Annotated in this window: 23 protein-coding genes and 2 pseudogenes; 10 read left to right on the top strand and 15 right to left on the bottom strand. The window is 70.8% G+C overall.

Going from position 1 to position 24,126, the window contains the following annotated elements; all coding sequences use genetic code 11:
- The first annotated feature begins 43 nt into the window (after nucleotides 1–43).
- Nucleotides 44–1,351 carry an SLC13 family permease gene (locus OG289_RS35785; protein WP_327318167.1) on the top strand — a complete coding sequence of 436 codons (1,308 nt, stop codon included), beginning with the start codon at nucleotides 44–46 and terminating at the stop codon, nucleotides 1,349–1,351.
- 56 nt (nucleotides 1,352–1,407) lie between these two features.
- Here the strand turns inward: OG289_RS35785 and OG289_RS35780 are convergent, their stop codons facing one another.
- Nucleotides 1,408–2,658: an RNA-guided endonuclease InsQ/TnpB family protein gene (locus OG289_RS35780; RefSeq protein WP_327315816.1), complete on the bottom strand. Its 1,251-nt coding sequence runs from the start codon at nucleotides 2,656–2,658 to the stop codon at nucleotides 1,408–1,410.
- A 25-nt stretch (nucleotides 2,659–2,683) separates the two neighbouring features.
- Here OG289_RS35780 and tnpA point away from each other — a divergent pair.
- A pseudogene (gene tnpA, locus OG289_RS35775) lies at nucleotides 2,684–3,129 on the top strand (IS200/IS605 family transposase).
- A gap of 190 nt (nucleotides 3,130–3,319) precedes the next feature.
- Here the strand turns inward: tnpA and OG289_RS35770 are convergent.
- The 8 genes from OG289_RS35770 to OG289_RS35735 all read right to left on the bottom strand — a co-directional run bounded on the left by OG289_RS35770 (nucleotide 3,320) and on the right by OG289_RS35735 (nucleotide 9,874).
- On the bottom strand, nucleotides 3,320–4,225 hold the full coding sequence (locus OG289_RS35770; protein ID WP_327318166.1) for an inositol monophosphatase family protein: 906 nt from the start codon (nucleotides 4,223–4,225) through the stop codon (nucleotides 3,320–3,322).
- A complete protein-coding gene (locus tag OG289_RS35765; protein WP_327318165.1) occupies nucleotides 4,173–4,859 on the bottom strand; it encodes a hypothetical protein in 687 nt (228 codons plus the stop codon). Before OG289_RS35765 ends, OG289_RS35770 begins: the two co-directional genes overlap by 53 nt.
- A gap of 27 nt (nucleotides 4,860–4,886) precedes the next feature.
- Entirely contained in the window at nucleotides 4,887–5,846 is a 960-nt protein-coding gene (locus OG289_RS35760; RefSeq protein WP_327318164.1) for a hypothetical protein, read from the bottom strand.
- 74 nt (nucleotides 5,847–5,920) lie between these two features.
- Nucleotides 5,921–6,421: a hypothetical protein gene (locus OG289_RS35755; protein WP_327318163.1), complete on the bottom strand. Its 501-nt coding sequence runs from the start codon at nucleotides 6,419–6,421 to the stop codon at nucleotides 5,921–5,923.
- The gene (locus tag OG289_RS35750; RefSeq protein WP_327318162.1) at nucleotides 6,405–6,902 is read right to left on the bottom strand and encodes an RNA polymerase sigma factor; all 498 of its coding nucleotides are present in this window, start codon (nucleotides 6,900–6,902) and stop codon (nucleotides 6,405–6,407) included. Before OG289_RS35750 ends, OG289_RS35755 begins: the two co-directional genes overlap by 17 nt.
- Nucleotides 6,899–7,558, bottom strand: coding sequence for a class F sortase (locus tag OG289_RS35745; RefSeq protein ID WP_327318161.1), 660 nt, complete (start codon nucleotides 7,556–7,558; stop codon nucleotides 6,899–6,901). Before OG289_RS35745 ends, OG289_RS35750 begins: the two co-directional genes overlap by 4 nt.
- Nucleotides 7,555–7,896 (bottom strand): sortase-dependent protein, encoded by a 342-nt coding sequence (locus tag OG289_RS35740; RefSeq protein WP_327320903.1) that lies wholly within the window; start codon nucleotides 7,894–7,896, stop codon nucleotides 7,555–7,557. Before OG289_RS35740 ends, OG289_RS35745 begins: the two co-directional genes overlap by 4 nt.
- 538 nt (nucleotides 7,897–8,434) lie before the next feature.
- The gene (locus tag OG289_RS35735) at nucleotides 8,435–9,874 is read right to left on the bottom strand and encodes a gamma-aminobutyraldehyde dehydrogenase (RefSeq protein WP_327318160.1); all 1,440 of its coding nucleotides are present in this window, start codon (nucleotides 9,872–9,874) and stop codon (nucleotides 8,435–8,437) included.
- 179 nt (nucleotides 9,875–10,053) lie between these two features.
- Here OG289_RS35735 and OG289_RS35730 point away from each other — a divergent pair, with 179 nt between their 5' ends.
- The 7 genes and pseudogenes from OG289_RS35730 to OG289_RS35700 all read left to right on the top strand — a co-directional run bounded on the left by OG289_RS35730 (nucleotide 10,054) and on the right by OG289_RS35700 (nucleotide 16,269).
- Nucleotides 10,054–10,572: an Lrp/AsnC family transcriptional regulator gene (locus OG289_RS35730; protein ID WP_327318159.1), complete on the top strand. Its 519-nt coding sequence runs from the start codon at nucleotides 10,054–10,056 to the stop codon at nucleotides 10,570–10,572.
- Between the two features lie 19 nt (nucleotides 10,573–10,591).
- Nucleotides 10,592–11,956 carry an aspartate aminotransferase family protein gene (locus tag OG289_RS35725; protein WP_327318158.1) on the top strand — a complete coding sequence of 455 codons (1,365 nt, stop codon included), beginning with the start codon at nucleotides 10,592–10,594 and terminating at the stop codon, nucleotides 11,954–11,956.
- A gap of 195 nt (nucleotides 11,957–12,151) precedes the next feature.
- Entirely contained in the window at nucleotides 12,152–12,895 is a 744-nt protein-coding gene (locus OG289_RS35720; protein WP_327318157.1) for an ABC transporter ATP-binding protein, read from the top strand.
- Nucleotides 12,877–14,388, top strand: coding sequence for a hypothetical protein (locus OG289_RS35715; protein ID WP_327318156.1), 1,512 nt, complete (start codon nucleotides 12,877–12,879; stop codon nucleotides 14,386–14,388). The genes OG289_RS35720 and OG289_RS35715 overlap by 19 nt, the downstream gene beginning before the upstream one ends.
- 141 nt (nucleotides 14,389–14,529) lie before the next feature.
- The gene (locus tag OG289_RS35710; RefSeq protein ID WP_327318155.1) at nucleotides 14,530–14,949 is read left to right on the top strand and encodes a VOC family protein; all 420 of its coding nucleotides are present in this window, start codon (nucleotides 14,530–14,532) and stop codon (nucleotides 14,947–14,949) included.
- 255 nt (nucleotides 14,950–15,204) lie between these two features.
- A pseudogene (locus OG289_RS35705) lies at nucleotides 15,205–15,402 on the top strand (LOG family protein); the annotation flags it as partial.
- A 162-nt stretch (nucleotides 15,403–15,564) separates the two neighbouring features.
- Nucleotides 15,565–16,269 carry an LAETG motif-containing sortase-dependent surface protein gene (locus tag OG289_RS35700; RefSeq protein ID WP_327318154.1) on the top strand — a complete coding sequence of 235 codons (705 nt, stop codon included), beginning with the start codon at nucleotides 15,565–15,567 and terminating at the stop codon, nucleotides 16,267–16,269.
- An 87-nt stretch (nucleotides 16,270–16,356) separates the two neighbouring features.
- Here OG289_RS35700 and OG289_RS35695 read toward each other — a convergent pair whose 3' ends face one another.
- From OG289_RS35695 to OG289_RS35670, 6 genes are all read right to left on the bottom strand, one after another.
- Nucleotides 16,357–17,193 carry a maleylpyruvate isomerase family mycothiol-dependent enzyme gene (locus OG289_RS35695; RefSeq protein ID WP_327318153.1) on the bottom strand — a complete coding sequence of 279 codons (837 nt, stop codon included), beginning with the start codon at nucleotides 17,191–17,193 and terminating at the stop codon, nucleotides 16,357–16,359.
- A gap of 25 nt (nucleotides 17,194–17,218) precedes the next feature.
- Entirely contained in the window at nucleotides 17,219–18,241 is a 1,023-nt protein-coding gene (locus OG289_RS35690; RefSeq protein ID WP_327318152.1) for an ABC transporter ATP-binding protein, read from the bottom strand.
- A complete protein-coding gene (locus OG289_RS35685; RefSeq protein WP_327318151.1) occupies nucleotides 18,241–19,959 on the bottom strand; it encodes an ABC transporter permease in 1,719 nt (572 codons plus the stop codon). The genes OG289_RS35690 and OG289_RS35685 overlap by 1 nt, the downstream gene beginning before the upstream one ends.
- Nucleotides 19,935–21,008 (bottom strand): thiamine ABC transporter substrate-binding protein, encoded by a 1,074-nt coding sequence (locus OG289_RS35680; protein ID WP_327318150.1) that lies wholly within the window; start codon nucleotides 21,006–21,008, stop codon nucleotides 19,935–19,937. The genes OG289_RS35685 and OG289_RS35680 overlap by 25 nt, the downstream gene beginning before the upstream one ends.
- 212 nt (nucleotides 21,009–21,220) lie before the next feature.
- Nucleotides 21,221–22,327, bottom strand: coding sequence for a 23S rRNA (adenine(2503)-C(2))-methyltransferase RlmN (gene rlmN, locus OG289_RS35675; RefSeq protein WP_310434177.1), 1,107 nt, complete (start codon nucleotides 22,325–22,327; stop codon nucleotides 21,221–21,223).
- A gap of 169 nt (nucleotides 22,328–22,496) precedes the next feature.
- Complete coding sequence (locus OG289_RS35670; protein WP_327318149.1) at nucleotides 22,497–23,123, bottom strand: hypothetical protein; 627 nt, start codon at nucleotides 23,121–23,123, stop codon at nucleotides 22,497–22,499.
- A 485-nt stretch (nucleotides 23,124–23,608) separates the two neighbouring features.
- Between OG289_RS35670 and OG289_RS35665 the strand changes: the two genes are divergently transcribed.
- A complete protein-coding gene (locus OG289_RS35665; RefSeq protein WP_327318148.1) occupies nucleotides 23,609–24,094 on the top strand; it encodes a hypothetical protein in 486 nt (161 codons plus the stop codon).
- The last annotated feature ends 32 nt before the right edge of the window (nucleotides 24,095–24,126 follow it).

The following is a 24,126-nucleotide window of genomic DNA, read 5'->3' as shown; positions in this document are numbered from 1 at the left end:
ACCCCCCGGTCACAGGGGAGCACACTTGTGCGACCCTTCCCCCGTGTCTGTCTTCCGACGTCTGCATGTGCTGGACCGGGTGGCGATCGGCCTGCTCGCGACCGGACTGGTGTGCGTTGCCTCGGGGCTGCTGCCTCCCGCTGACGCGGGCGACGCGATGAGCCGGATCGCTCCGCTGCTGGCGTTCCTCGGCACGGTGATCGTGCTGGCCGAACTGACCAGCAGGGCCGAGGTGTTCGATGTGGTGGCGGCTCGCGTGGCACGGGCGGGCCGGGGCAGCTACCCGCTGCTGTTCCTGCTGTGCGTGGCCTTCGCGTCCGTCACGACGATCTCCCTGAACCTCGACACCACGGCCGTGCTCCTGACCCCCGTGATGCTGGCGCTGGCCACCAGGGTCGGCATCGCGGTGGTCCCGCTGGCGATGACGACCGTGTGGCTGGCCAACACCGCGAGCCTGCTCCTGCCGGTCTCCAACCTGACGAACCTGCTGGCCGCGGACCGCGTCGCGCTGTCCCCGCTGGGGCTGGCGGAACGCATGTGGGCGCCCCAACTGGCGGCGATCGCCGTGACGATGGCCTGTCTGTGGGGGTTCTTCTGGCGCCGGGGCCGCCGGGGCGGCGCCGAACCGGCCGACGTGCCGCGCGCCGGACCGGGGGCGGCGCGCGTCGAGGACGTCGGGGTGAAGGACGTCCGGGTACAGGACGTACGGGTGCAGGACGTACGGGGGGCGCGCGCCGATCGCTATGTCCCGCCTCCGGTGCACCGCCCCGCCGACCCCGTCCTCTTCCGTGCCTGCGCCCTCGCCTGCGGCGGGTTCCTGCTGGCGATCCTGGTCGCCGACGTGGAGCTGTGGATCGCGTCCGCGACGGCGGCGGCGGTCGCCGTCGCCGCCTTCGCGCTGCGCGGCCGGTCGGCGCTGCGCTGGTCCCTCGTCCCGTGGCGGCTGCTGGTGATGGTGCCGGGGATGTTCCTGGTGGTGGAGACGGTCAACGCGCACGGCCTGCACGACCTGCTGGCCGCCGCGGTCGGCCAGGACGGCGGCGTCCTGGGCCAGTTCCGCGCGGCGGCGGTCGGCGGCGGCCTGTCGAACGTCCTGAACAACCTGCCCGTCTACCTGGCCGGCGAGGCGGCCGTCCCGGTGGGCAACCACGACCAGCTCCTCGCTCTGCTGGTGGGCACCAACGCGGGCCCGGTGATCACCCCGTGGGCCTCCCTGGCGACCCTCCTGTGGTACGAGCGCTGCCTCGCGTACGGCGTACGGGTGCCCGTCACCCGGCTGATGGGAACGGGCGCGGTCCTGGCGGTCACGGCGGTGGCGGCGTCGGTGGGGGCGCTGGCGCTGACCCGTTGACTTGCTCCTCGGGCTGAAGCCCGAGGATTCTGGCCTTCTCGTCCGTTGCTGTGCCGCTACGCGGCACGGGGTTCGGGAGAGAATCCGTGGCTTCCTGCTTCGTCGCGCTGTGCCAGGACGAGTCCTGGTCTGACCTGCGCTCCACAGGCGGCGACCGCCAGTCCGGCGGCCGTTTTCACGTTCTTCGCGGCGTTGTGGTCCCGGTCATGGACCACACCGCAGGCTGCACAGGTCCAGGTCCGGATGTGCAGGGGCTTGGGACCGTCCTTGAACCCGCACGCGGAGCAGACCTGGCTGGTCGGTGTGAACCGGTCGATCTTCACCAGGGTCCGCCCGTATCTCACCGCCTTGTACTCCAGCATGTGCACGAACTGCGCCCAGCCCGCGTCATGCACACTCTTGGCCAGCCTGGTGCGCGCCAGTCCCTTGACCGCCAGGTCCTCCACACCGATCGCTTGGTTCTCGCGGATCAGCTTCGTGGAGAGCTGGTGGTGGAACTCCCGGCGCGCGTCGGTCACCGTCGCGTGGGCGCGGGCGACCTTCAGGCGCGCCTTCTCGCGATTCTTGCTGCCCTTCTGTTTGCGGGACAGCTCCCGCTGGGCCTTCTTCAGCTTCTTCTCCGCGCGGCGCAGGAACCGCGGGGAGTCGATCTTCGTGCCGTCGGAGAGGACCGCGATGGGGGTCCCCCCGGACGGAGTCTGGGGGAGGGTGAGCCCCAGGTCGATGCCGACGGTCTGGCCAGTGTCGGGCATGCGGGTGGCATCGGCGGCCGGGTCGGTCTCGATGACGAAGGAGGCGAAGTACCGTCCGGCCGCGTCCTTGATCACGGTGACCGAGGAGGGCTGTGCGGGCAGGGTGCGTGACCACTTCACCTTTACCGCGCCGACCTTGGGAAGGTTCAGCCTCCCGGAATCGGTGACCGACCAGCGGGCATTGGCGGTGAAGCGGATTGACTGCCGTTTGTCCTTGCGGGACTTGAACCGGGGCGCACCGGTCTTCGCACCCTTGCGCTCGCCCTTGAGGGAGGCGAAGAAGTTCTTGTTGGCGGCCTCGGCGTCGCGCAGGGACTGCTGGAGCACCACCGAGGAGACCTCGCCCAGCCAGGCCCGTGAAGGGGTCTGCTTCGCGGCGGTGATCAGCCTTTTGGACAGCTCGCCGGCCGTCGGGAACGCTGCGCCCGCTTTGCGGGCGTCCTCCCGGGCGCGGACCGCGTCGTTGAACACGACGCGGGCGCACCCGAACGCCTTGGCCAGCGCGGTGCGTTGGCCGGTGTCCGGGTACAGGCGGAAGCCGTACCGGAGTTGCATGACGGTCACACTAAATACTTGGGTTATGGGCGAGATTCAGAAGATCAGAACTGGCCGGCACTGTGCTTTCGTGATGCATGTCCACTTGGTTTTCGTGACCAAGTTCCGGCACAAGGTGTTCACCGATGCCCATCTGACGCGGATGGAGGAGATCATGCGGTCGGTGTGCACGGACTTCGAGTGCGAGCTGGTGGAGTTCAACGGCGAGGACAACCACGTCCACCTTCTGGTGAACTTCCCGCCCAAGGTCGCCGTCACCAAGCTCGTCAACTCCCTCAAGGGCGTCTCATCCCGCCGTCTGCGCCTGGGGGCACCTCCCGGCCGAAGGCTGGGGGAGAGTTCCCCGACCTGGTACGGCACTACTGGCGGGCCAACAAGCTCTGGTCCGGGTCCTACTTCGCCGGGACCGTCGGCGGCGCCCCGCTCTCCGTGGTCAGGCAGTACATCGAGCAGCAGAACCGGCCGGTGTGAGCACCGCACGGCTCCGCCGGGACCAGCCATCGCGGCGCTCCGCGCCACGAGTAGTGGACACACCATCCGGCTCCGCCGGACAAGAATCCGCGACGCTCCGCGTCGCAACCATCAGATTCGCTTCACCACCGGGCTGAAGCCCGATGCACTGCGAATGAATCCCGGTAGCACCTCGAAGCCCGGCAGCACCTCACGATGGGGCCGTCTCCGGGTGTCTGGGCTTCGCGTCACCGCCGGTGGCCGACTCGGCCACCAGGTCCAGCAAGGCCGGCAGCACCTCGGGGCGGCCCGCGACGAAGGAGCGTTCGGTGTCCGGGCCGGTGAAGCCTCCGGTGAAGTCGCGGCCGTCGAGGTGGCGCAGGACCACTCCGGCCTCGCGGGCCAGCAGGGCGCCGGCCGGCAGGTCGATGGCCTCCGCGCGGTAGCCGACGAAGCCGTCGATGTCCCCGCGGGCCAGCATCGCCCAGGCCAGCAGGGGCGCCCACAGCTGGAGCAGTCGACGGGAGCGCAGTTCCAGGGTGTGCCGCAGGGCGCGGACCGCGGGGTCGTCGCGGCGCACCGAGTGCCCCTGGGTCCAGGCGAGCAGGGGGCCCGCCGGCGAGGGCGGCCGGGGGGCGGGGGTGAGACGTCCGGACGGGCCGTGTGCGCCGCCGCCGTGACGGGCCGACCAGGTCCGGCCGGTCACCGGGTCGTGCACCACGCCGACCACCGGCGCCCCGTCGACGCACAGGGCGATGCCCACGACGTAGACGGGCAGCCCGATCACCACGTTGTTGCTGCCGTCGAGGGGGTCCACCAGCCAGGTGCGGGCGCCGCCGTCGCCGACGGCCGCGTCGCCCGCCTCCTCCGCCAGGATCCGGTCGTGCGGGAAGTCCGCGCGGATCCGGTCGACCACCAGCCCTTCGGCCAGCAGGTCCAGGTCGGTGACGACATCGCCGAGTTCGCCCTTGGGGCGGGCGGCGAAGCCGTCGGGGAACCGGGACCGCAGCAGCGCCCCGGCCGCCTCGGCGGCCGCCACCGCGGTACGGCACTCCGCGGTGAAGTCAGGCAGAGGGTTCGACGGGGCGTTCGGGAAGTCCGGGACGTTCGGGCTCATGGATCCTCCTGAGCGCGGCCTGGGCGATCCGGGCGGTCTGGGCCGCGTCGCACATCCTGCGGACCACCCGGTGGCCCGGAGCCCGGAGCGGGCCCAGGGAGAGATCCGCCCGGCCGGGCAGCGTCCGCCCCAGCACCAGGGTGGCGGTCGGACGGCCGTCCGGCACCACGGTGGTGTGGAACTCACCTGCCGGAAGGGCGTAGGTCTGGCCTCGTGAGCTCGTCTGTTCGGGGCCCGGCAGACAGCGCACCAGCCGCCTGGTGGGCCGCAGTTCGTCCACGCCGGACGGTGCGCTGTGCACCTCGAAGACCCGGTGGGTGGGGTGCGCGGACTCCCCGTCCACCTCCATCCGTCGGTTGCTGAGCCGCCCGTACAGCACGGTGCTGGTCAACTCCCAGCTGTGCGAGTGCACTTGATGGTCCATCAGGACGGGGTCGGTCGGCCCGAAGACGTGCACGCAGACGCCCTCCGCGCCGTCGCGCAGTACGGGCAGGCAGACGAAACCCAGTGGATGGCGCACCGCGCGCAGCACACGGCGGCCGGACACGATCTCTTCCAGTTCCGATGCGGCGTGCCACACCAGCTCGGCGGACTCACCCCGGCGCGCGGCCCGTTCCAGGGCCGGGTAATCCATCGCTCCCCCTCGTTCACCCCGCGGCGCTCACCTGCGGTACGGATCCTCCGCGTGCAACGCCTTGTCGATGATGTCGCCGATGTCACGGTCGGTGAAACTCGTCGGCAACGGCAGCCCGAGCCGGTCGAGCAGCCTCCCGACCTCGTCGACGGTCGGTTCCTCGCTCAGCGGGGTGGCCTCCCGCAGGTCGAGCTTGACCGCCTGCTCGCGGCTCTGGTGCAACTCGGTGACGTAGTAGTCGTACAGCGGACGCCCCCGCTCCACGTACAGGCTGACGCGGCGCGGGTCGTCCTGGGTGATGATCAGGCAGGTGTCGGACAGGTCGAAGCGCAACGCCGGTGCCACGGAGCTCAGATGGACGTCGATCTCCAGGGTGTCCAACCGCTGCCGGTGCCAACTGGCGGCCAGGACAGTGGCGTACGACTCCTTGCGGGTGCGTTCGAGGGTCCAGCCGCCGGTGTCCCCCTGCCCGAAGGTGCGTCTGAAGCGGGCGTAGGCCTCGCACACCCGGTCGTCGGCCGGGTTGACGATGTCGATCTTCATGCTGAGGGAGCGGCGCTGCCGCTGCGCCTCCCGCACGCACTCCGGCAGCGTGACCGCCCGCAGATAGGTGCCGGTGCCGCCCTTGAACACCCAGCGGGCGGTGTTCCGCCGGGCCTGCTCGTGCGCCACGCCCACTTCGGGGCCGGCCAGTGTGCGGACCATGGCCAGGTCCTCGATCGCCCGGCTCGTCCCGGAGGTTGCGGCGCGGATGTCGGCCATCCGCCGCCGACGCTCGGTCAGGGATCCGAAGACCAGCGCGGCCAGCACCAGCAGGATGGCGCCGGTGACGATGTCGTTGTCCTCGTCGAAGCCCTTGTCCGTGATGTCCAGCAGGCCCACGGTGAGGGCCACGCCGATGGCGACGACCCCGTCCGCGTTCCTGACCGCCCACGCGATCGAGCCCTCCAGCCGACGCCCCGACGACTGCGGTGTACTGCGCGACACGACCACCCTCCCCCGACGGCGGCTTCCATGGTAGGAGCAATCACCGCCCGACGGCTACGGTGCGTGAAACGGCCTCAACGGCGCGCACTTGACGCGGACGGCGTGACCGACGGCGTACTCGGCTCGGCCGAGGGAGGCGACTGGCTGGGGGTGCGGGCCGTGGTGGGGGCAGCGGTGACGGTGGCGGCAGTCGAGGACCGGGGTCCCGGGACGGGGGTGGCGGCCCCCTCCGTAGGGCGCTCGGTGACGGGTGCGACCGTGGGCGCGGGCGTGGGCGTGGGCACGGTCGACGGGCCGCTCATCGGGGGCGGGGCGAGCGGGACCACGGGGCGCACGGGCGCGTCGGACGCCGTCAGGCGCAGCGGCAGCAGGACGGCGAGCGCGGCGACGGCGCAGGTCGCGCCGACCCCGGCCGCGGCGCGCAGCAGCCTGCGGCGGGACGCGCCGCGGCGGATCTCCTCGTAGCGGCCGGGCGGCGGCCCGAGGTGACCGGAGGCGGGGCGCAGGATGACGGCGAGCGGGTCGTCGGGGTCGAGGTCCGGGCCGTCGTCGAAGTCGTCAGCGGGTGTGATCAAAGCTTCTCCTCAGGTGGGCGCGGAGCAGTTCGCGGGCCGCGTGCAGGTCGGCCTTGACGGTTCCTTCCTTGCGCCCGGTCAGCACGGACACCTCCCTGATCGGCATGTCAGCGTAGTAGTGCAGCAGGATCGGGACGCGCAGCCGGTCGGGCAGCGACTGCACGAGCAGCCGGACCGAGGGGTCGGCCGGTTCGGCGGGCGGGGCGACGGCTGCCTCGACGGTGGCCCGGCGCACGGCCCGGCGCTCGCGTTCGAGCTTGCGCCAGTGGTCGCGGACCAGGTTGGCGGCGGTGACGAAGAGGAAGCCCTGCGGCTCCGCCACGCTCGTCCAGCGGGCCCAGAGGCGGGTGAACGCCTCCGAGGCGATCTCGTGCGCCGTCTCGTCGTCGTCGACGAGACGGCGGCACCAGCCGGCGAGGCGTGGGTAGAGGGCGGCGAACAGCTCGGACGCCGCCCTCTCGCGTGTGCGCGACCGTTTCAACGTTCTCCCGCAGAACTCGACGCGGCACCGGACCCGGCACTCAGCGCGGCGAAGACGATCACGTTGTCGCGGTATCCGTCGCCGGTACGGGGCCCGCCGCACGTGATGAGACGCAGCTCGGGCCGGTCCACGTTCCCGTAGACCTCCTGGGTCGGGAACGCCGCCTTGTCGACGGTTCTCACGTCGGTGACGGCGAACTCGGCCGTCGTGCCGTTCTCCAGGCGCGCCGTGATCCGGTCGCCCCGGCGCAACCGGTCGAGGTGCCGGAATACGCCGTCGCCGTACTGGCCGACCGTGACGTGGGCGAGGATCACCGACGGCCCGGTCTGCCCCGGTGTCGGCGAGTGCTCGTACCAGCCCGCCCGGTCGTGCTCCTCGACGGGAGGCACCTGTACGCCGCCGTCGGCGGCCAGCCCCAGCCGCATGACCCGGGTGTCGACCCCGATGGCCGGAATCCGCAGCCCCACCGGAACCGAGCGCGCGAGGGGACGCGCCGCCCGGGCGGAGGGGGGCGAGGACGCGCCCGGCGTACGCACGGCGGTCGTGGCGACCGGGTCGGCCGAGCCGGCCTTGTCGGCCGAGTTGCCGGCGCAGCCCGTGAGCAGCAGCACCGCCAGGGCCGAGAGGGCCGGGGCGCGCCTGGAGAGCGGGCTCATGCGCCGGTCGCCCTCCGGCGCCGTACGACGTAGAAGGCCGTGCCGGCCGCCGCGAACACCGCGGCCGCGCTGCCGCCGATCACCTCGCCGTGGCTCTCGGACGGCTCCCCGACACCGGTGTCGGCCGCGCCCCTCGGCACGACACCGACCTGGCTCGGAACGGCGCTCGGAGCCGTGGTGGCCTCGGGCGCCGCGCTCGGGACGGCGGAGGCCTCGGCCGGAGCCGGGGTCGCGACGCTGGGGACGGCGGTCGGCGTCCCGTCGGCGAGCGCGGGTGCCGCGCCCACCAGCAGGGCGGTGCCCGCAACTGCCAGGGCGGCGAGGCCCGTTCGGGGCATGAGTCGCATGAATCGCTCTCTTTCATCGGTCCGTTGACGGATCGAGCGGAGAGACGAGGCAGCCCGGGAACGGGTTGTAAAGAGATGGCAAAGCAAAGAGTTCGGGTGCCGGCACCCGCGGCCCGGCGGTACCGCTTTCGCACACGGAAGCCGCGGCGCTTCCGTCTCCTTGGAGGAGGCGTTCATGCGACTCACCCACGACGACGCCGAGCACCGGAGTGCTCCGGCGGACACCGAACGACAGGCCGCGTGACCACGACCGCCCTTTTGCCAGTTCGCCCAGGTCATCCGCCTGTCGGAGGCGGAGATGTCGGCGCCGGTCCCGCCCCGGGCTCGACGTACGCGGGGCGCACCCCGCACCCGCGGGACGGGCAAGGGGACTTGGGCGTACGGGCCACCTGCGAGACGGCCGCACATCCCCGCGCCCCGAGGGGCGCGGGGAAGCGTCGATATGCGGCTCCGCCGCGTGGGCGCGACCAGCCACGGCCGACCCGCAGACGGCAAACGACCGACGGCCAACGGCCGACCGAGCGGGGCGCTACGCGTCCAGGGACGTCATCACGTGCTTGATGCGCGTGTAGTCGTCGAAGCCGTACGCCGAGAGGTCCTTGCCGTAGCCGGACTTCTTGAAGCCGCCGTGCGGCATCTCGGCGACCAGCGGGATGTGGGTGTTGATCCACACGCAGCCGAAGTCGAGCTTCTTGGACATGCGCATCGCGCGGCCGTGATCCTTGGTCCACACCGAGGAGGCGAGGGCGTACTCGACGCCGTTGGCCCACTCCACCGCCTGCTCCTCGTCCGAGAAGGACTGGACGGTGATGACCGGGCCGAAGACCTCGTTCTGGATGATCTCGTCGTCCTGCTTCAGCCCGGACACGACGGTCGCGGCGTAGAAGTAGCCCTTCTCGCCCACCCGTTGGCCGCCCGCCTCGACCTTGGCGTGGGCGGGCAGGCGCTCGATGAAGCCGGTGACCTGCTTGAGCTGGTTGGGGTTGTTCAGCGGGCCGTAGAGCACGTCCTCGTCGTCCGGCTGTCCGGTCTTCGTCTCGGACGCGGCCTTGGCGAGCGCGGCCACGAACTCGTCGTGGATCGACTCCTGGACGAGGACGCGGGTGGCCGCCGTACAGTCCTGGCCGGCGTTGAAGTAGCCCGCGACGGAGATGTCCTCGACGGCCTTGGCGATGTCGGTGTCCTCGAACACGACGACCGGCGCCTTGCCGCCCAGCTCCAGGTGGACGCGCTTGAGGTCGCGGGACGCCGACTCGGCGACCGACATGCCCGCGCGCACCGAGCCGGTGATGGAGGCCATCGCCGGGGTCGGGTGCTCGACCATCAGCCGGCCGGTGTCACGGTCGCCGGTGACGACGTTGAAGACGCCCTTGGGCAGGATCGAACCGACGATGTCGGCGATCAGGACGGTGGAGGCCGGGGTGGTGTCCGACGGCTTGAGCACCACCGTGTTGCCGGCCGCGATCGCCGGGGCGAACTTCCACACCGCCATCATCATCGGGTAGTTCCACGGCGCGACCTGCGCGCAGACACCGACCGGCTCGCGGCGGACGATGGACGTCATCCCTTCCATGTACTCGCCGGCCGAGCGCCCCTCCAGCATCCGGGCCGCGCCCGCGAAGAAGCGGATCTGGTCGACCATCGGCGGGATCTCCTCGGACCGCGTCAGCCCGATCGGCTTGCCGGTGTTCTCCACCTCGGCCGCGATGAGTTCCTCGGCGCGCTCCTCGAACGCGTCCGCGATCTTCAGGAGGGCCTTCTGGCGCTCGGACGGGGTGGTGTCGCGCCAGCCCGGGAAGGCCTTGGCGGCGGCTGCCATCGCGGCGTCGACGTCCGCCTGGCCGGACAGCGGCGCGGTCGCGTACGCCTCGCCCGTCACGGGGTTGACCACCTCGGTGGTCCGTCCGTCGGCGGCGTCCCGGAACTCACCGTCGATGTAGTTGCGCAGACGACGCAGCTCGGTGCTCACTGCCGGCCTCCTGATCGGTTTCTTACTGCTGGGGGGTGTCCATGGACTGAGACACCACCCTAATCCGCGCGCCCACGTTTTCAACACCCCGTGTCGCACGGCGGCTGCGGAATCCGCAGATCTCGCTCACGTAAACAACGAATTTCATCGCATCGGCCTTGCGGAACTGTCGAGACGTCGTGCACAGTGTGGCCGTGGCCAGTCGAAGCGCAGAGCACAGGGACTCCCGCGAGTCCAGGAACGGCAGCACCCCCCATCTGGATGCCGTCAGCCTCGCCATCATCGAGCAGCTCCAGGAGGACGGCCGCCGGCCGTACGCCGCGATCGGCAAGGCCGTCGGCCTCTCCGAGGCGGCCGTGCGCCAGCGCGTCCAGAAGCTGCTCGACCAGGGCGTCATGCAGATCGTCGCCGTCACGGACCCGCTCACCGTGGGCTTCCGCCGGCAGGCGATGGTCGGGATCAACGTCGAGGGCGATGTCGAGTCCATCGCGGAAGCGCTCACCGACATGCCCGAGGTCGAGTACGTGGTGATGACCGCAGGCTCGTTCGACATCCTCGCCGAGATCGTCTGCGAGGACGACGACCACCTGCTGGACGTCATCAACAAACGCATCCGTGCCCTGCCCGGCGTGCGCTCCACCGAGAGCTTCGTCTATCTGAAGCTGAAGAAGCAGACCTACATGTGGGGAACCCGATAACCGTGAGGACCCGATAACCGTGAGCACCAAGGACCTCAGCCGCACCGCGTACGACCACCTGTGGATGCACTTCACCCGCATGTCCTCGTACGAGAACTCCCCGGTCCCGACGATCGTCCGGGGCGAGGGCACCTACATCTACGACGACAAGGGCAAGCGCTACCTCGACGGTCTCGCGGGTCTGTTCGTGGTCCAGGCCGGTCACGGCCGCACCGAGCTCGCCGAGACCGCCTTCAAGCAGGCGCAGGAGCTCGCGTTCTTCCCGGTGTGGTCCTACGCCCACCCCAAGGCCGTGGAGCTGGCGGAACGTCTCGCCGACTACGCGCCGGGCGACCTGAACAAGGTCTTCTTCACCACCGGCGGCGGCGAGGCCGTCGAGACCGCCTGGAAGCTGGCCAAGCAGTACTTCAAGCTGCAGGGCAAGCCGACCAAGTACAAGGTCATCTCCCGCGCGGTCGCCTACCACGGCACCCCGCAGGGCGCCCTGTCCATCACCGGCCTGCCGGCCCTGAAGGCCCCCTTCGAGCCGCTCGTCCCGGGCGCGCACAAGGTCCCGAACACCAACATCTACCGCGCCCCGATCTACGGCGACGACCCCGAGGCCTTCGGCCGCTGGGCCGCCGACCAGATCGAGCAGCAGATCCTCTTCGAGGGCCCGGACACCGTCGCCGCGGTCTTCCTGGAGCCCGTCCAGAACGCCGGCGGCTGCTTCCCGCCCCCGCCCGGCTACTTCCGGCGGGTGCGCGAGATCTGCGACCAGTACGACGTGCTCCTCGTCTCGGACGAGGTCATCTGCGCCTTCGGCCGGCTGGGCACGATGTTCGCCTGTGACAAGTTCGGCTACGTCCCGGACATGATCACCTGCGCCAAGGGCATGACGTCCGGCTACTCCCCCATCGGCGCCTGCATCATCAGCGACAAGCTGGCCGAACCCTTCTACAAGGGTGACAACACCTTCCTGCACGGCTACACCTTCGGCGGCCACCCGGTCTCCGCGGCGGTCGGCGTCGCCAACCTCGACCTGTTCGAGCGCGAGGGCCTGAACCAGCACGTGCTGGACAACGAGGGCGCGTTCCTGTCGACCCTCCAGAAGCTGCACGACCTGCCGATCGTGGGCGACGTCCGCGGCAACGGCTTCTTCTACGGCATCGAGCTGGTCAAGGACAAGGCGACGAAGGAGTCCTTCGACGCCGAGGAGACCGAGCGGGTCCTGTACGGCTTCCTCTCCAAGGCCCTCTTCGACAACGGCCTGTACTGCCGTGCGGACGACCGCGGCGACCCGGTCGTCCAGCTCGCCCCGCCGCTGATCTCCAACCAGGAGACGTTCGACGAGATGGAGCAGATACTGCGCGCCACGCTGACGGAGGCGTGGACGAAGCTGTGATCGTCAGCCTGATCAGCTGATCAACACCGGCCCCGGTGTCTGCCGTTCGAGTGAGAAACGGCGGCCCGGGGCCGTGTGCTGTCCGGCCTGCCCCTCACGCCTGCCTAGCGTGCTCGTGACCGATCGGCCCTGCCTTCGTTCCCCCGGACGGGGGATTGGCACGGGAACCACAGATCTGAACCGAGGTGTACGCCCATGGAGGCTCCGCCGGACAACGACGTGCTCTGGGCACACTCCCTGCACTTCACGCACCGCGACGGCTCGCCCGGCCTCGGCGGGGTCTCGCTGGGGGTGCGGGAGGGCGAGATCCTCGCCGTCAGCGGGCCGCGCGGCAGCGGCAAGACGACCCTGCTGCACTGTCTGTCCGGCCTGGTGCCCGCCCAGCGCGGCGAGGTCTGGTTCAACAGCGTTCCCGTGCACACGATGGGCCCGATGGCCCGCGAACGGCTGCGCCGCGACCGCTTCGGCTGGATCGACCCGGCCCCGGTCCTCGTCCCCGAACTCAACGTCTGGGAGAACGCGGCCCTCCCCCTGATGCTGCGCGGCACCAGCCGCCGCCGGGCCAAGGTCGCCGCGCTGGAGTGGCTGGAGCGCCTGGACATCGGCGACAGGTCCCTCAGCCGCCCGCACGAACTCACCCAGGCCGAGCGCCAGCGCGTCTGCATCACGCGCGCCCTGGCCCCCGCCCCCTCCGTCCTCTTCGCGGACGAGCCGACGGCCCCTCTCCACCGCGCGGACCGGGCCCACGTCCTGCGCACCCTGACGACGGCGGCCCGCTCCCACGGCATCACCGTGGTGCTGGCCACCCACGACCCGGAGACCGCGGCCCTCGCAGACCGCACGGTGCCGCTGCTGGACGGGCGCCGGGTGAAGACGGTCCATCTGCCCCCGGTCACGGAGCAGGAAGGCCGGGGGGCCGCGTGCTCGCTCTCCGTCTGACACGCAGCGCCCACCCCGCGGTCCAGCTCCGCCGCCTCCTGGTGGCGACGGCTTCGGCGGGCACCGGCTTCCTCCTCCTGGGCACTCTCGGCCACGCCCTGACCCACCCCGAGACCCCCGCCGCCTCCCTCCTCCGCCTCGCCTGGTGCACGATCCCCTTGGCGGCAACCGTCTACTTCGCTCTCGCGGTCGCCCGCACCGACCCCGGCACCCGTCCCCGCCCCGGCCTGGCGGCGATCGGCCTGGGCCCCACCCGTCTGACGGCCGTCTCGGCGACGACGACGGCCCTCTCCACGCTCCTCGGCTCGATGCTGGCCCTCCTCCTCTTCCTCCACCTCCGCGGCGACCTCACGGGCATGCCGTTCGACGGAGCGGCACGGGACTTCCTGGCCGCGAACCACCCGCTCCCGCTGCCGGGAGCCCTGACCCTGCTGGCACTGGCACCGGCCGGCTCGTCCCTCGCGGTGGCGTTGACGCTCCGCCCGAGAGACACCCGAGCGGCATCCCGGGCGACCCCGAAGACGCTCGGCCGGTTCGGGGCGTACGGGAAGAGGGGGACGGGGGAGAGATTCGGCGAGTACGGCAGGTTCGGAGCGCGCCTCGCGGCGGAGATGCGCGCCGTCGGCGCGGGACGGTCTTCCCCCGCCGCGGACGACGGCGGTGCCCAGCCGTCCCGTCCATCCGCGGGCGGTCGTGCCGCCCGGGACGGCTCCCGACCCACGGAAGGCGGCACCCCGCAGGCGCAGCGCGGGTCGACCCACCGCCCAGCCCCAGCCCCAGCCCCAGCCCCAGCCCCAGCCCCAGCCGACGGCACGCGAGAAGCTCCGGCCGGCACACCCCAGCTCCAGGCCCCGACCCATGGCGCGCAGGGAACTCAGCCCCACCTCCCCAACCCCACCGCCCTCCCCTGGGGCGCGGCCCTCCTCGCCGCCGGCCTGGCCGTGGAGGCGTACGCGAACCGCACAGCCGACCCGAACACCCTCCCCCTGCCCGGCGGCCTCCCCACCGGCCCCGTGGCGGTCCTCCTCGGCTGGACCCTCACCGCCGTGGGCCTCGCCCTGGCCGGCCCCGGCCTCACCCACCTCTGCGGCCGCCTGCTGCAAGCGGCCCGGCCCGGCGCGCTCCGTCTCCTCGCCGGCCGCGGCCTGATGCAGGAGGCGTCCCGCATCGGCCGTCCGCTGGGCGTGGTCTGCGCGGTGGCCTCCGGCGCGTACACGATGGCCGCGCTGTACGACCCGGCCGATCCGTCCTTCGGCCCGCTCACCACTCTCGGCGCCCTGGTCGTGGCGGGCTCGACCGTCGCCACGCTGCTGACGGCGGCCGTGGAGGCGAGGCAGGACCGCGCCGACACCACCGCCGCCCTCCTCCGTCTCGGCGCCCCGACCAAGACGCTGCGCAGCGCCGCCGCCCTGCGCACCGGCGCCCTCCTGGCGCTCTTCGTCCCGCTGACCCTCGTCGTCGCCGAACTGGCGGCGCTTCCCCTGACCCGCTGAGGCCCGCCGCGGCCCGCGGAGAGCACTCCGTGCTCCCGCTCGAAAAAAGATCTCCCGGCCACCGATGAGTTCCGCACGCCCCCGGGGTCCACCCCACCGAACACCACACACCAGCACCACGAACCCCCTGGGAGAGACGCGATGACCACCCCGGCCCACCAGCAGATGATCTTCGTGAACCTGCCCGTGAACGACCTCGACGCCTCGAAGAAGTTCTTCACGGAGCTCGGCTATTCGATCAACCCGCAGTTCAGCGACGACAACGCGGCCTCCGTGGTGATCAGCGACACGATCATCGCGATGCTCCTCACCAAGCCGTTCTACTCGACCTTCACCAAGAAGGAGATCGCGGACGCCACCAAGACCAGCGAGGTCCTGATCGCCCTGAGCGCCCAGAGCCGCGAGAAGGTCGACGAACTCGTGGACAGGGCACTCGCGCTGGGTGGCTCGCCCAGCGGTCAGACGCAGGACATGGATTTCATGTACGGCCGCGCCTTCGACGACCTCGACGGTCACACCTGGGAGGTCGTCTGGATGGACCCGTCGGCCATCGAGGGCTGACCGGAGCCGGCCGGTCCGCCGTGCGGCACGGCGGCACGGCGGCACGGCGGCACGGCGGCACGGCGGCACGGCGGCACGGCGGCAGTGCCTAGCACGGGCGGGTGCATCCGAGGACACCCGCCCAGCCGTTCGACGGTTCCCACGACCGTGAGATCGAGTCCCTCGACGAGTTCGACGAGGTGGTACTCACCCACGGCACGCTCTCCCTCCCCCACTCTCGGCTTCGCTCGAGCGGGGGCCCCCCCCATGGACGGCCACACGACGCCCAACTACTACTAGTTGCGGGGCGAGCCGACGCCGATGGTGCTCGTGGACCGGGAACACTGGACGCAACTCCTGCCCGCCTGGCCGCTCTTGCGGTCACTCGCCCGGGAGCGGCCGATGGAGTCCCGTATCGCCCTCGTTGACCGGATCGAGGAGGCCCCGGAGGCGTTGAAACGTCTCGGTGGTTAATAAGCGGGCAAAGCCAGCCGCTCGGAGGCGTCCCCGCATTGACACTGCTTATGAAACGCTTATAGACCTGTGAGCCTGCTGGGGATGGTGACGCACTCGGCTCACCGGGGGCGCCATCTCCCCCTCCACCCCCCGCAGTTGCGCTTCCCGTAAAGGACAAACGTGTCCCTTTCCCGCCGTACCGCCGCCCGTTCGGTGCGCATGCTCGGTGTCACCGCCGCTTCCGCCGCCCTCGCGCTCAGCGCCGCCGGCACCGCGCTGGCCAACGACATCAAGGACTTCTCGGCGGAGGCCGCCTGTGACGGCACACAGGGCGTCATCACCGTCACCGACAAGAACGCGGCAGGCACCCCGGCCATCGTCACGGTCTTCCTCGAGAACAACGGCGCCGACCTCAGGCAGGTCGGCAAGCCCCAGAACGTCAAGGGCACCGCGGCGGGCGTCACCGTCTCCTTCGCCGAGGCCTGGGAGCCGAACGTCACCTACCGGGTGCACATCAAGGCCGGCAACGACGTGAACGCCGACGTCGAGCCGTTCCTGACCACCCCGGCCAAGGCCTGCAAGGCCGACGACACCTCCACGCCGTCCACCACCCCGTCCAGCACTGAGTCCTCGACCCCGTCGGACACCGCTCCGCCGCCGGTCGAGACCGTCACCCCGAGCCCGTCCGACTCGGCGAGCGACAGCGCCGCGCCCGTGCCCTCCGCGAGCAACGTGCCCTCGGCCGCGGTCCAGGAGTCCAACCTCGCCGAGACCGGCGCCAACTCCAACACCGGCCTGATCGTCGGCATAGCGGCCGCCCTGGTCGTCGTCGGCGGTGGCGCGGTGTTCTTCGGCATGCGTCGCCGTGGGTCCAGCAACCGCTGACCCGCACGACGAAAGTATGTGTGTGCGGCCCGTCCCTTCGCCGGGGCGGGCCACCCGCATGTTCCGCCCCGCCCTCGCCTCGCTCCCTCAGCCGAACTTCGCCTTCTCCAGCCAGAACTCCAGCACCTCGCGCTCGCCGAGCACCTCCAGCCCCGGGCTGTCCAGCGGCAGTCGGCGGTAGAAGGCGAGCAGCACAGATGTCAGCGGGCCGCGCAGGGCGACCGTCGCCTTCTCGTGCCCGCGGCGCCAGACGATCCCGCCCCCGGTGAGCTCGATCACCCACCCCCACCCTTCGGGCGGGGGGACCCCCATCTCGCTTCGCCCGGCGTTCGGCTCGGCCGGCGTGTCGGTGGCGTGCAGATGGATGCTGCGGTCCGCGACGAACAGCTCCTCTGCCGCCGCCTGCGGCATGTTCCGCTGCACCCACTCCACGAGTTGCAGCCACTCGTCCACCGCGTCGGCGGCCACGTCGGGCGCGACCTCGTAGGGCAGCCCGGCGGCGAGCGTGGCGTCGGCTCGGTGCACGGTGATCTCGTGGGCCATGCGGCGCGCCCAGAAGCCGGTGTCGAGCGCCCCGGCCCAGCCCCACACCTTCGTGTCAGGACCGGCCTCCCGCAGCGCGCCGACGACCAGCTCACCGGTCTCGGCGAGCCAGGCGTCCAGCGCGGCCGGGTCGCCCTCGCCGTCCGGTCCGCCGTGCAGTGGGATCCGCTCCTGGGGGATGTTCTCCTGGGCCCGCGTCCGCACCAGCACGTCCACCCAGCGCAGGGCGCCGCCCATGTGCCGCACGAGCTGCTCCAGCGACCAGTCGGGGCAGGTCGGCACGGTCGCCGACAGCTCCGCCCCGGAGGTCACGACGGCCCTCAACCGGCCGACCTGGTGGGCGATTTCGTCGCAGTAACGGTCATGTGCGAGAAGGGTCATACGTAACACCGTAGGCGTCGGCCGGTCAGTCCAGCACGACGATTTCGGCCGTGTCGAAGGACACCCCCACCGCGCCCCCGACCTCCGGCGCGTCCCGCAACGCGCACGCCGCCTCGAGCCTCGGCGCGCCCTCCGGCTGGAGATGCACGGCGACATGGGTGCCCCGGAAGGTGCGAGCGGCGACCGTGCAGCGCAGGCCCTCCTCCGCGCCCACCAGGCGCACACCGGCGGGCCGGACGAGCAGCGTGCGCGCCCCCTGCCCTGATCCGGCCGGCACCGGCACCTTGCCCCACGGTGTGACCGCGACCTCGCCGGTGACCGTCGCCTCCACCACGTTGTCGAAACCGAGGAAGCGGGCCACGAACGCGTCCGCCGGCCGCTGCCACACCTCAAGCGGCGTACCGGACTGGGCGATCCGCCCGTCCCGCATCACCACGACCCGGTCGGCGAGCGCGAACGCCTCCCCCTGGTCGTGCGTGACCGCCAGCACGGTGGTCCCCAACCGCCCGAAGAGTTCCCTCAGTTCGACGACCAGCCGCTCCCGCAGCGACCGGTCGAGCTGGCCGAGCGGCTCGTCCAGCATCAGCAGCCTGGGCCGGGGCGCGAGGGCCCTGGCCAGCGCGACCCGCTGCTGCTCCCCGCCGGAGAGCGCGGCGACGGCGCGGCGGGCGGCGCCGGGCAGTCCGACGAGGTCGAGCAACTCCTGTACCCGGTCGCCCTGTTCCCGCGCGGAGGCCGCGCGCATCCGCAGCCCGAAGGCCACGTTGCCGCCCACGTTCCGCTGCGGGAACAGCTGATGGTCCTGGAACATCAGCCCGAGCTCCCGCTTGTGCGCGGGCACGCCCGCCTGGTCGCTCCCGTCGAGCAACACCCGCCCGGAGTCCAGGGGTTGCAGTCCGGCCACGGCCCGCAGCAACGTCGACTTGCCGCTGCCGCTGGGCCCGAGCACACACACCACCTCGTGCTCGGCGACGGCGAGATCGACGGCGTCCAGCACGGCCCGCCCACCGAACCGCACGGTGGCACGCTCCAGTTCGAGCAGCCGCATCAGAACTCCCCCGTCCGGTCGGTCCGCATCCGCTCCAGCACCAGCAGGGCCACCGCGCACACGATCATCAGAATCGTCGAAAGGGCCATTGCCTGGCCGTAGTTGAGCTCACCGGCCCGCCCGAGCAGCCGCGCCACGGCGACCGGCAGCGTCGGGTTGTCGGGCCGCGCGATGAACACGGTCGCTCCGAACTCCCCCAGCGACACCGCGAAGGCGAACCCGGCCGCGACCAGCAGCGCCCGCCGCACCATCGGCAGGTCCACCTCCCGCCACACCCGCCAGGGCGACGCACCGAGCACGGCCGCCGCCTCGCGCAGCCGCTGGTCCACCGCCCGCAGCACCGGCAGCATGATCCGTACGACGAAGGGCACGCCGACCAGCGCCTGCGCCAGCGGCACCAGGATCCAGCTGCCGCGCAGGTCCAGCGGAGGCTCGTCCAGCGCGATCAGGAAGCCGAAGCCGACGGTCACCGCGGAGACGCCGAGCGGCAGCATCAGCAGCGCGTCGAAGCCACGGACCAGCCGTCCGGCGTCCCGCCGGGTGAGGGCGGTCGCGGCGAGCCCGCCGACGATCACGGCGATCGCGGTCGCGGCGACGGCGTACTGAAGCGAGTTGCCGATCGCCTCGATCGGCGGGACCAGGAAGACATTGCCGTCGTCGCTGGTCAGCGCCCGGTAGTAGGCGAAGTCGGGCGCGTCCAGCGAGCGCTGCACCAGCACCGCCAGCGGCAGCACCAGCAGCACGGCGATCGTGGCGAGCACCCCGGCCAGCAGCGCCCACTGCCCGGCCCCGCGCGGCCGCCGCGCCGTCACGGAGGCGTCCACCAGCCGCAGCGCGCTCTCCCGCCGCCGTACGGCCCGGGCGTGCACGGCGAGGATCGCGCCGACGGCCACGAACTGGACGATCGTGAGGACGGCGGCCGTGGACAGGTCGAAGATCTCGGAGGTCTGCCGGTAGATCTCCACTTCGAGGGTGGAGAACGTGGGGCCGCCGAGGATCTGCACCACACCGAAGGAGGTGAAGGTGAACAGGAAGACCATCAGCGCGGCGGCCGCGACGGCGGGTCCGAGGGCGGGCAGGGTGACCGTGCGCCAGGCGCGCGGCCGGGACGCGCCCAGCATCCGCGCCGCCTCCTCCTGTCGCGGGTCGAGCTGCGACCACAGCCCGCCCACGGTCCGGACGACGACCGCGTAGTTGAAGAAGACGTGCGCGAGCAGGATCGCCCACACGGTGGTGTCCAGGCGTACGCCCCACAGCTCGTCGAGCAGTCCGCCGCGGCCGACGAGCGCGAGGAACGCCGTACCGACGACGACCGTCGGCAGCACGAACGGGACGGTGACGACGGCGCGCAGCACCTGCTTGCCCGGGAAGTCCAGCCGCGCGAACACGTACGCACCCGGCAGCGCGACCAGCAGCGTGAGCGCGGTGGACGCGAACGCCTGCCAGGTGGTGAACCACAGCACGTGCCGGATGTCCGACTGCGCGAGCACGTCCCACAGCCGCCCGAACTGCCAGCCGGCGTCCGTCTTCAGGCCACGCGCGACGATCGCGGCGACCGGGTAGGCGAAGAAGACCGCGAAGAACGCGACGGGCACGGCCAGGAGACCGAGCCGGGCCGCCGCGCTCCCCCTGGCGCCCTTTCCCGGGGCAGCGCGCCCCGGGGCGCCCTGCCCAGGGGCGCGCTTCTCGGGGGCTACTTCAGTACGAGCGAGGTCCATGACTTGACCCACTGGTCGCGGCGGTCGGCGATCTTCGCCGGGTCCATGGTCTCGGGGGCCTTGGCGGCGGGCCCGTACTCGGTGAATTCGGCGGGCACGGCCGCACCCTTCACCACCGGATACACGAACATGTTGAGCGGCATGTCCTCCTGGAACTTCTTGGTGATCAGGAAGTCGATCAGCGCCTTGCCGCCCTTGCTGTTGGCCGCGTTGCTCAGCAGCCCCGCGAACTCGACCTGCCGGAAGCAGGTGCCGGTCGCGACCCCGGTCGGGGCGGTGGCCGGCTTCGGATCACCGAAGATCACCTCGGCGGGCGGCGAGGAGGCGTAGGAGACGACGAGCGGCCGGTCCGCCCCCGCCTTCCTGCCCCCCGCCGAACCCGAGAACTCCTCGTTGTAGGCCTGCTCCCAGCCGTCGACGACCTTCACGCCGTTCGCCTTGAGCTTCTTCCAGTAGCCCTGCCAGCTGTCGTCGCCGTACTTCGCAGCGGTGCCGAGCAGGAAGCCGAGGCCGGGCGAGGAGGTGGAGGCGTTCTCGGTGACGAGGAGGTTCTTGTAAGCGGGCTTCACCAGGTCGTCGAAGGAGGCCGGCGGGGTCAGCTTGTGCTCGGAGAAGTACTTCTTGTCGTAGTTGACGCAGATGTCGCCGTAGTCGATGGGCGTGACCCGGTGCTTGTCGGCGTCCAGCTGGAACCGGGCGTCGACCTGCTCCAGCCTCTTGGCCTCGTACGACTGGAACAGCCCGTTGTCGAGGGCGCGGGAGAGGAGGGTGTTGTCGACGCCGAAGAAGACGTCGCCCTGCGGGTTGTCCTTGGTGAGAATGGCCTTGTTGACGGCCTGACCGGCGTCGCCGTCCTTGAGGACCTTCACCTTGTACCCGGACTGCTTCTCGAAGTCGGCGAGCACGCTCTTGGAGACGGCCCACGAGTCGTGGCTGACGAGGGTGACGGTCGTGGACTCCGCCGCGCTCTTGCCCTCCGTCGACCCGCACGCGGACAGCGTGACCAGGCCGAGCCCGACGGCCACGGCCACGATGGTCTTGTTCTGCACTGGTTTTCCTCCTGGGGTTGACCAGGAAGAGACGCGGCCCTGCCCAGGTCCGCACGGGACGCCGGGCAGGGCGCAACAGCTCGAGTGATGACCGAACTTCCTACCCAGAATGACCTGGGCGAGGTTCAGAGGGTCTGCGGGCCTTGGTGCCGCACTCTCAGCGCTGTGGCGCTCCCCTGTCGGAATATGAAGATGTGTGTACGGTCCTCAGACTACCGCTCGGTGGCCGCGAGCTGACCACACGCCCCGTCGATCTCCTGACCGCGGGTGTCCCGGACGGTGACGGGGACCCCGTGCGCGGCGATCGCCTCGACGAACGCCTTCTCGTCCTCGGGCCGGGAGGCCGTCCACTTCGAGCCCGGGGTCGGGTTGAGCGGGATGAGGTTGACGTGCACGGGCTTGCCGCGGAGCAGCCGCCCGAGCCGGTCACCGCGCCAGGCCTGGTCGTTGATGTCCCGGATCAGCGCGTACTCGATGGACAGCCGGCGTCCGGAGCGCTCGGTGTACTCGAACCCGGCGTCCAGCACCTCGCGCACCTTCCACCGTGTGTTCACGGGGACGAGGGTGTCGCGCAGCTCGTCGTCCGGGGCGTGCAGGGAGATCGCGAGCCGGCACTTGAAGCCCTCGTCGGAGAACCGGTGGATGGCGGGCACCAGCCCGACCGTCGACACCGTGATGCCCCGCTGGGAGAGCCCGAGCCCGTCCGGCGCCGGGTCGGTGAGCGCCCGGATGGCGCCGACGACACGCTTGTAGTTGGCGAGCGGCTCACCCATCCCCATGAAGACGATGTTGGACAGCCGCGCGGGACCACCGGGCACATCCCCGTCCCGCAGCGCCCGCATCCCGTCGACGATCTGGTGCACGATCTCCGCGGTGGACAGGTTCCGGTCCAGCCCCGCCTGCCCGGTCGCGCAGAACGGGCAGTTCATCCCGCACCCGGCCTGCGAGCTGATGCACATCGTCACCCGGTCCGGGTAGCGCATCAGCACCGACTCCACGAGCGTGCCGTCGAACAGCCGCCACAGGGTCTTGCGGGTGGTCCCCTGGTCAGTCGACAGATGCCGTACGACCGACATCAGGTCCGGCAGCAGCGCCTCGCGCAGCTTCTCGCGCGCACCGGCGGGGATGTCCGTCCACTCCGCCGGGTCGTGCGCGTAGCGCGCGAAGTAGTGCTGCGAGAGCTGCTTGGCACGGAACGGCTTCTCCCCGATCTCCGCCACGACCTCCTTCCGCTCGGCGGGCGAGAGGTCGGCGAGATGCCGCGGCGGCTTCTTGGCTCCGCGGGGGGCGACGAAAGTGAGTTCTCCGGGTGCAGGCATAACACGTCCAGTGTGGCAGATCATCTCCGGGGCCCCAGGCCAGAGCGGGGTGGGGGTGGTCACCCGTGGCCGTCGCTTGTCAGCTTTGGTCGGCCTCGCACGGCCCAGGGACGGCCCAGGGTTCAGTCAGCCCCCACCGGCCGTGCCCAGGCAGCGGCGCCACCGCCCGTCACTCCAGCTGGACGGGAGCGACCGGGAGCTGTTCCCTGTAGGGCCATGTGAAGGTGCGGTCGGGTTCGAGATGGGCGTCCCCCCAGTGGATGGCATGGATGCCGTTCTCGGCGTCGGCCGTGAAGAACACACCGACCAACCGGGTGGAAGCTCCCAGCTCCTCGAACGCCTCATGCAGTCCCAGGTACTCCTCGGTCGCCAGGTCCTCACCGACGTCGAACAGGCCTTCCGGAGGCTGCGGCCCGTGCGCTCGGAACAGCCGGTGCCGAGTGGGCGAGGCGTTGGCGGGCAACCGGGCTCGGTCCAGGGGCCTCGGCCTGTCCGCGTACCGGAACGGGAAGAGTGCGTGATCGTTGATCACCGCATACTCGTATCCGCGCACGTCGCGCACGGCTTCCCCCAGCTCCCGCGCCGTCTCCGCCAGGTGCTCGCGGACCAGCCCTGCCAGGGCGACGCCGTAGGGACTCCGCTTCTTCAGCCCCGCGGCGAGATGCGCGGCATGAGCCTTCCCGTGCGCCTTGGCCAGTTGCACCGGGACCGCAGCGGCCAGCGCGCCGGCATGCTGCCCGAACCGCTCGACGGCCCAGGCCGACGGCCCCACCGGATAACCACCCAACACCGACATTCAGTGCTCCCCTCCCCGGGTCCCGCCTCAGAACTGTGTGACACATACACGAAGGGCGCACAAGGGGGCGATCTGGCCAGGACGTGGCTGCGCACGCTCGTCTCTCAGCACAGCCACAACTGATCAACGACGGCCGTGACCCGCGGCCGCCTTATCGATCAACGCCCTGACCTGCTGCCGAGCTGTCGGCAGTTGTCGACGCTAGTCACCATTGAGCGCCCTTCCGCGGCCCGAGGACGGCCCGGGAGGGCGCTCCTGCGTGAGCACGGCTCTAGAAGTCCGATCCGAGCATGGCCCGGCAACGTCACCGCGAGGTCGAGTCGGGGCAGCCCGGCTGCACGTCCGTCCTTGTGTAGTCAGGCTGGAGTGCCTCCGTCCGGGGCAGCTGAGGCTTCCCCTCGCTTTGGCCCCCAGTGTTCTGGTCTTCTGAAAGCGTTGTGCGAGGTGCCCTATGCTGACGGTACGTCAGGGTGGCTGGGGGGGCTATGGAAGCACAAGGGCACACGAGTTCAGAGTCGGCCTCGACGCGCAAGGAGTTCGCACTCGAGCGATATCGGTACATCCTTCAGCAAATTCAGGTTGTGAATGAAAACGCGCACCGTTTCCTAGCGATCTATCAGACGCTAGCTACATCCTTGGTTGGGGCGGGAATCACTCTTTTCGTCGGGTATCGCCGATGGGGAATATCCGCAAGCGTGGCCCGGGACGGTGTAATTGGATTGCTGGTCCTCGTCACCCTAGTGGCAGGATTCACGATCACACTGATTGCAGTTGGTGCTCTCGCTTGGCTCGACTACCGAAATGAAGAATGTGACATCACTGACGAAATCGTCGGTCCTGGATTCCGGCAGCGTCCACGCCTAAGGAACATATCCCGCTGGTACGAAACCTATGTCCTCCTTTTTATCCTGATCTCGATCGTCACCTTGTGGACGCTTGCCGCGGTTTTTGTTCTACCGAAGATAAAGTGATGCCCGGAGGGTTGCTCGTGCTCGCTGCCTAC

The sequence above is a fragment of the Streptomyces sp. NBC_01235 genome, from assembly GCF_035989285.1.
Lineage (GTDB): Bacteria > Actinomycetota > Actinomycetes > Streptomycetales > Streptomycetaceae > Streptomyces.
The sequence above is the reverse complement of the archived record's forward strand: the minus strand, read 5'-3'. Positions and strand labels throughout refer to the sequence as shown.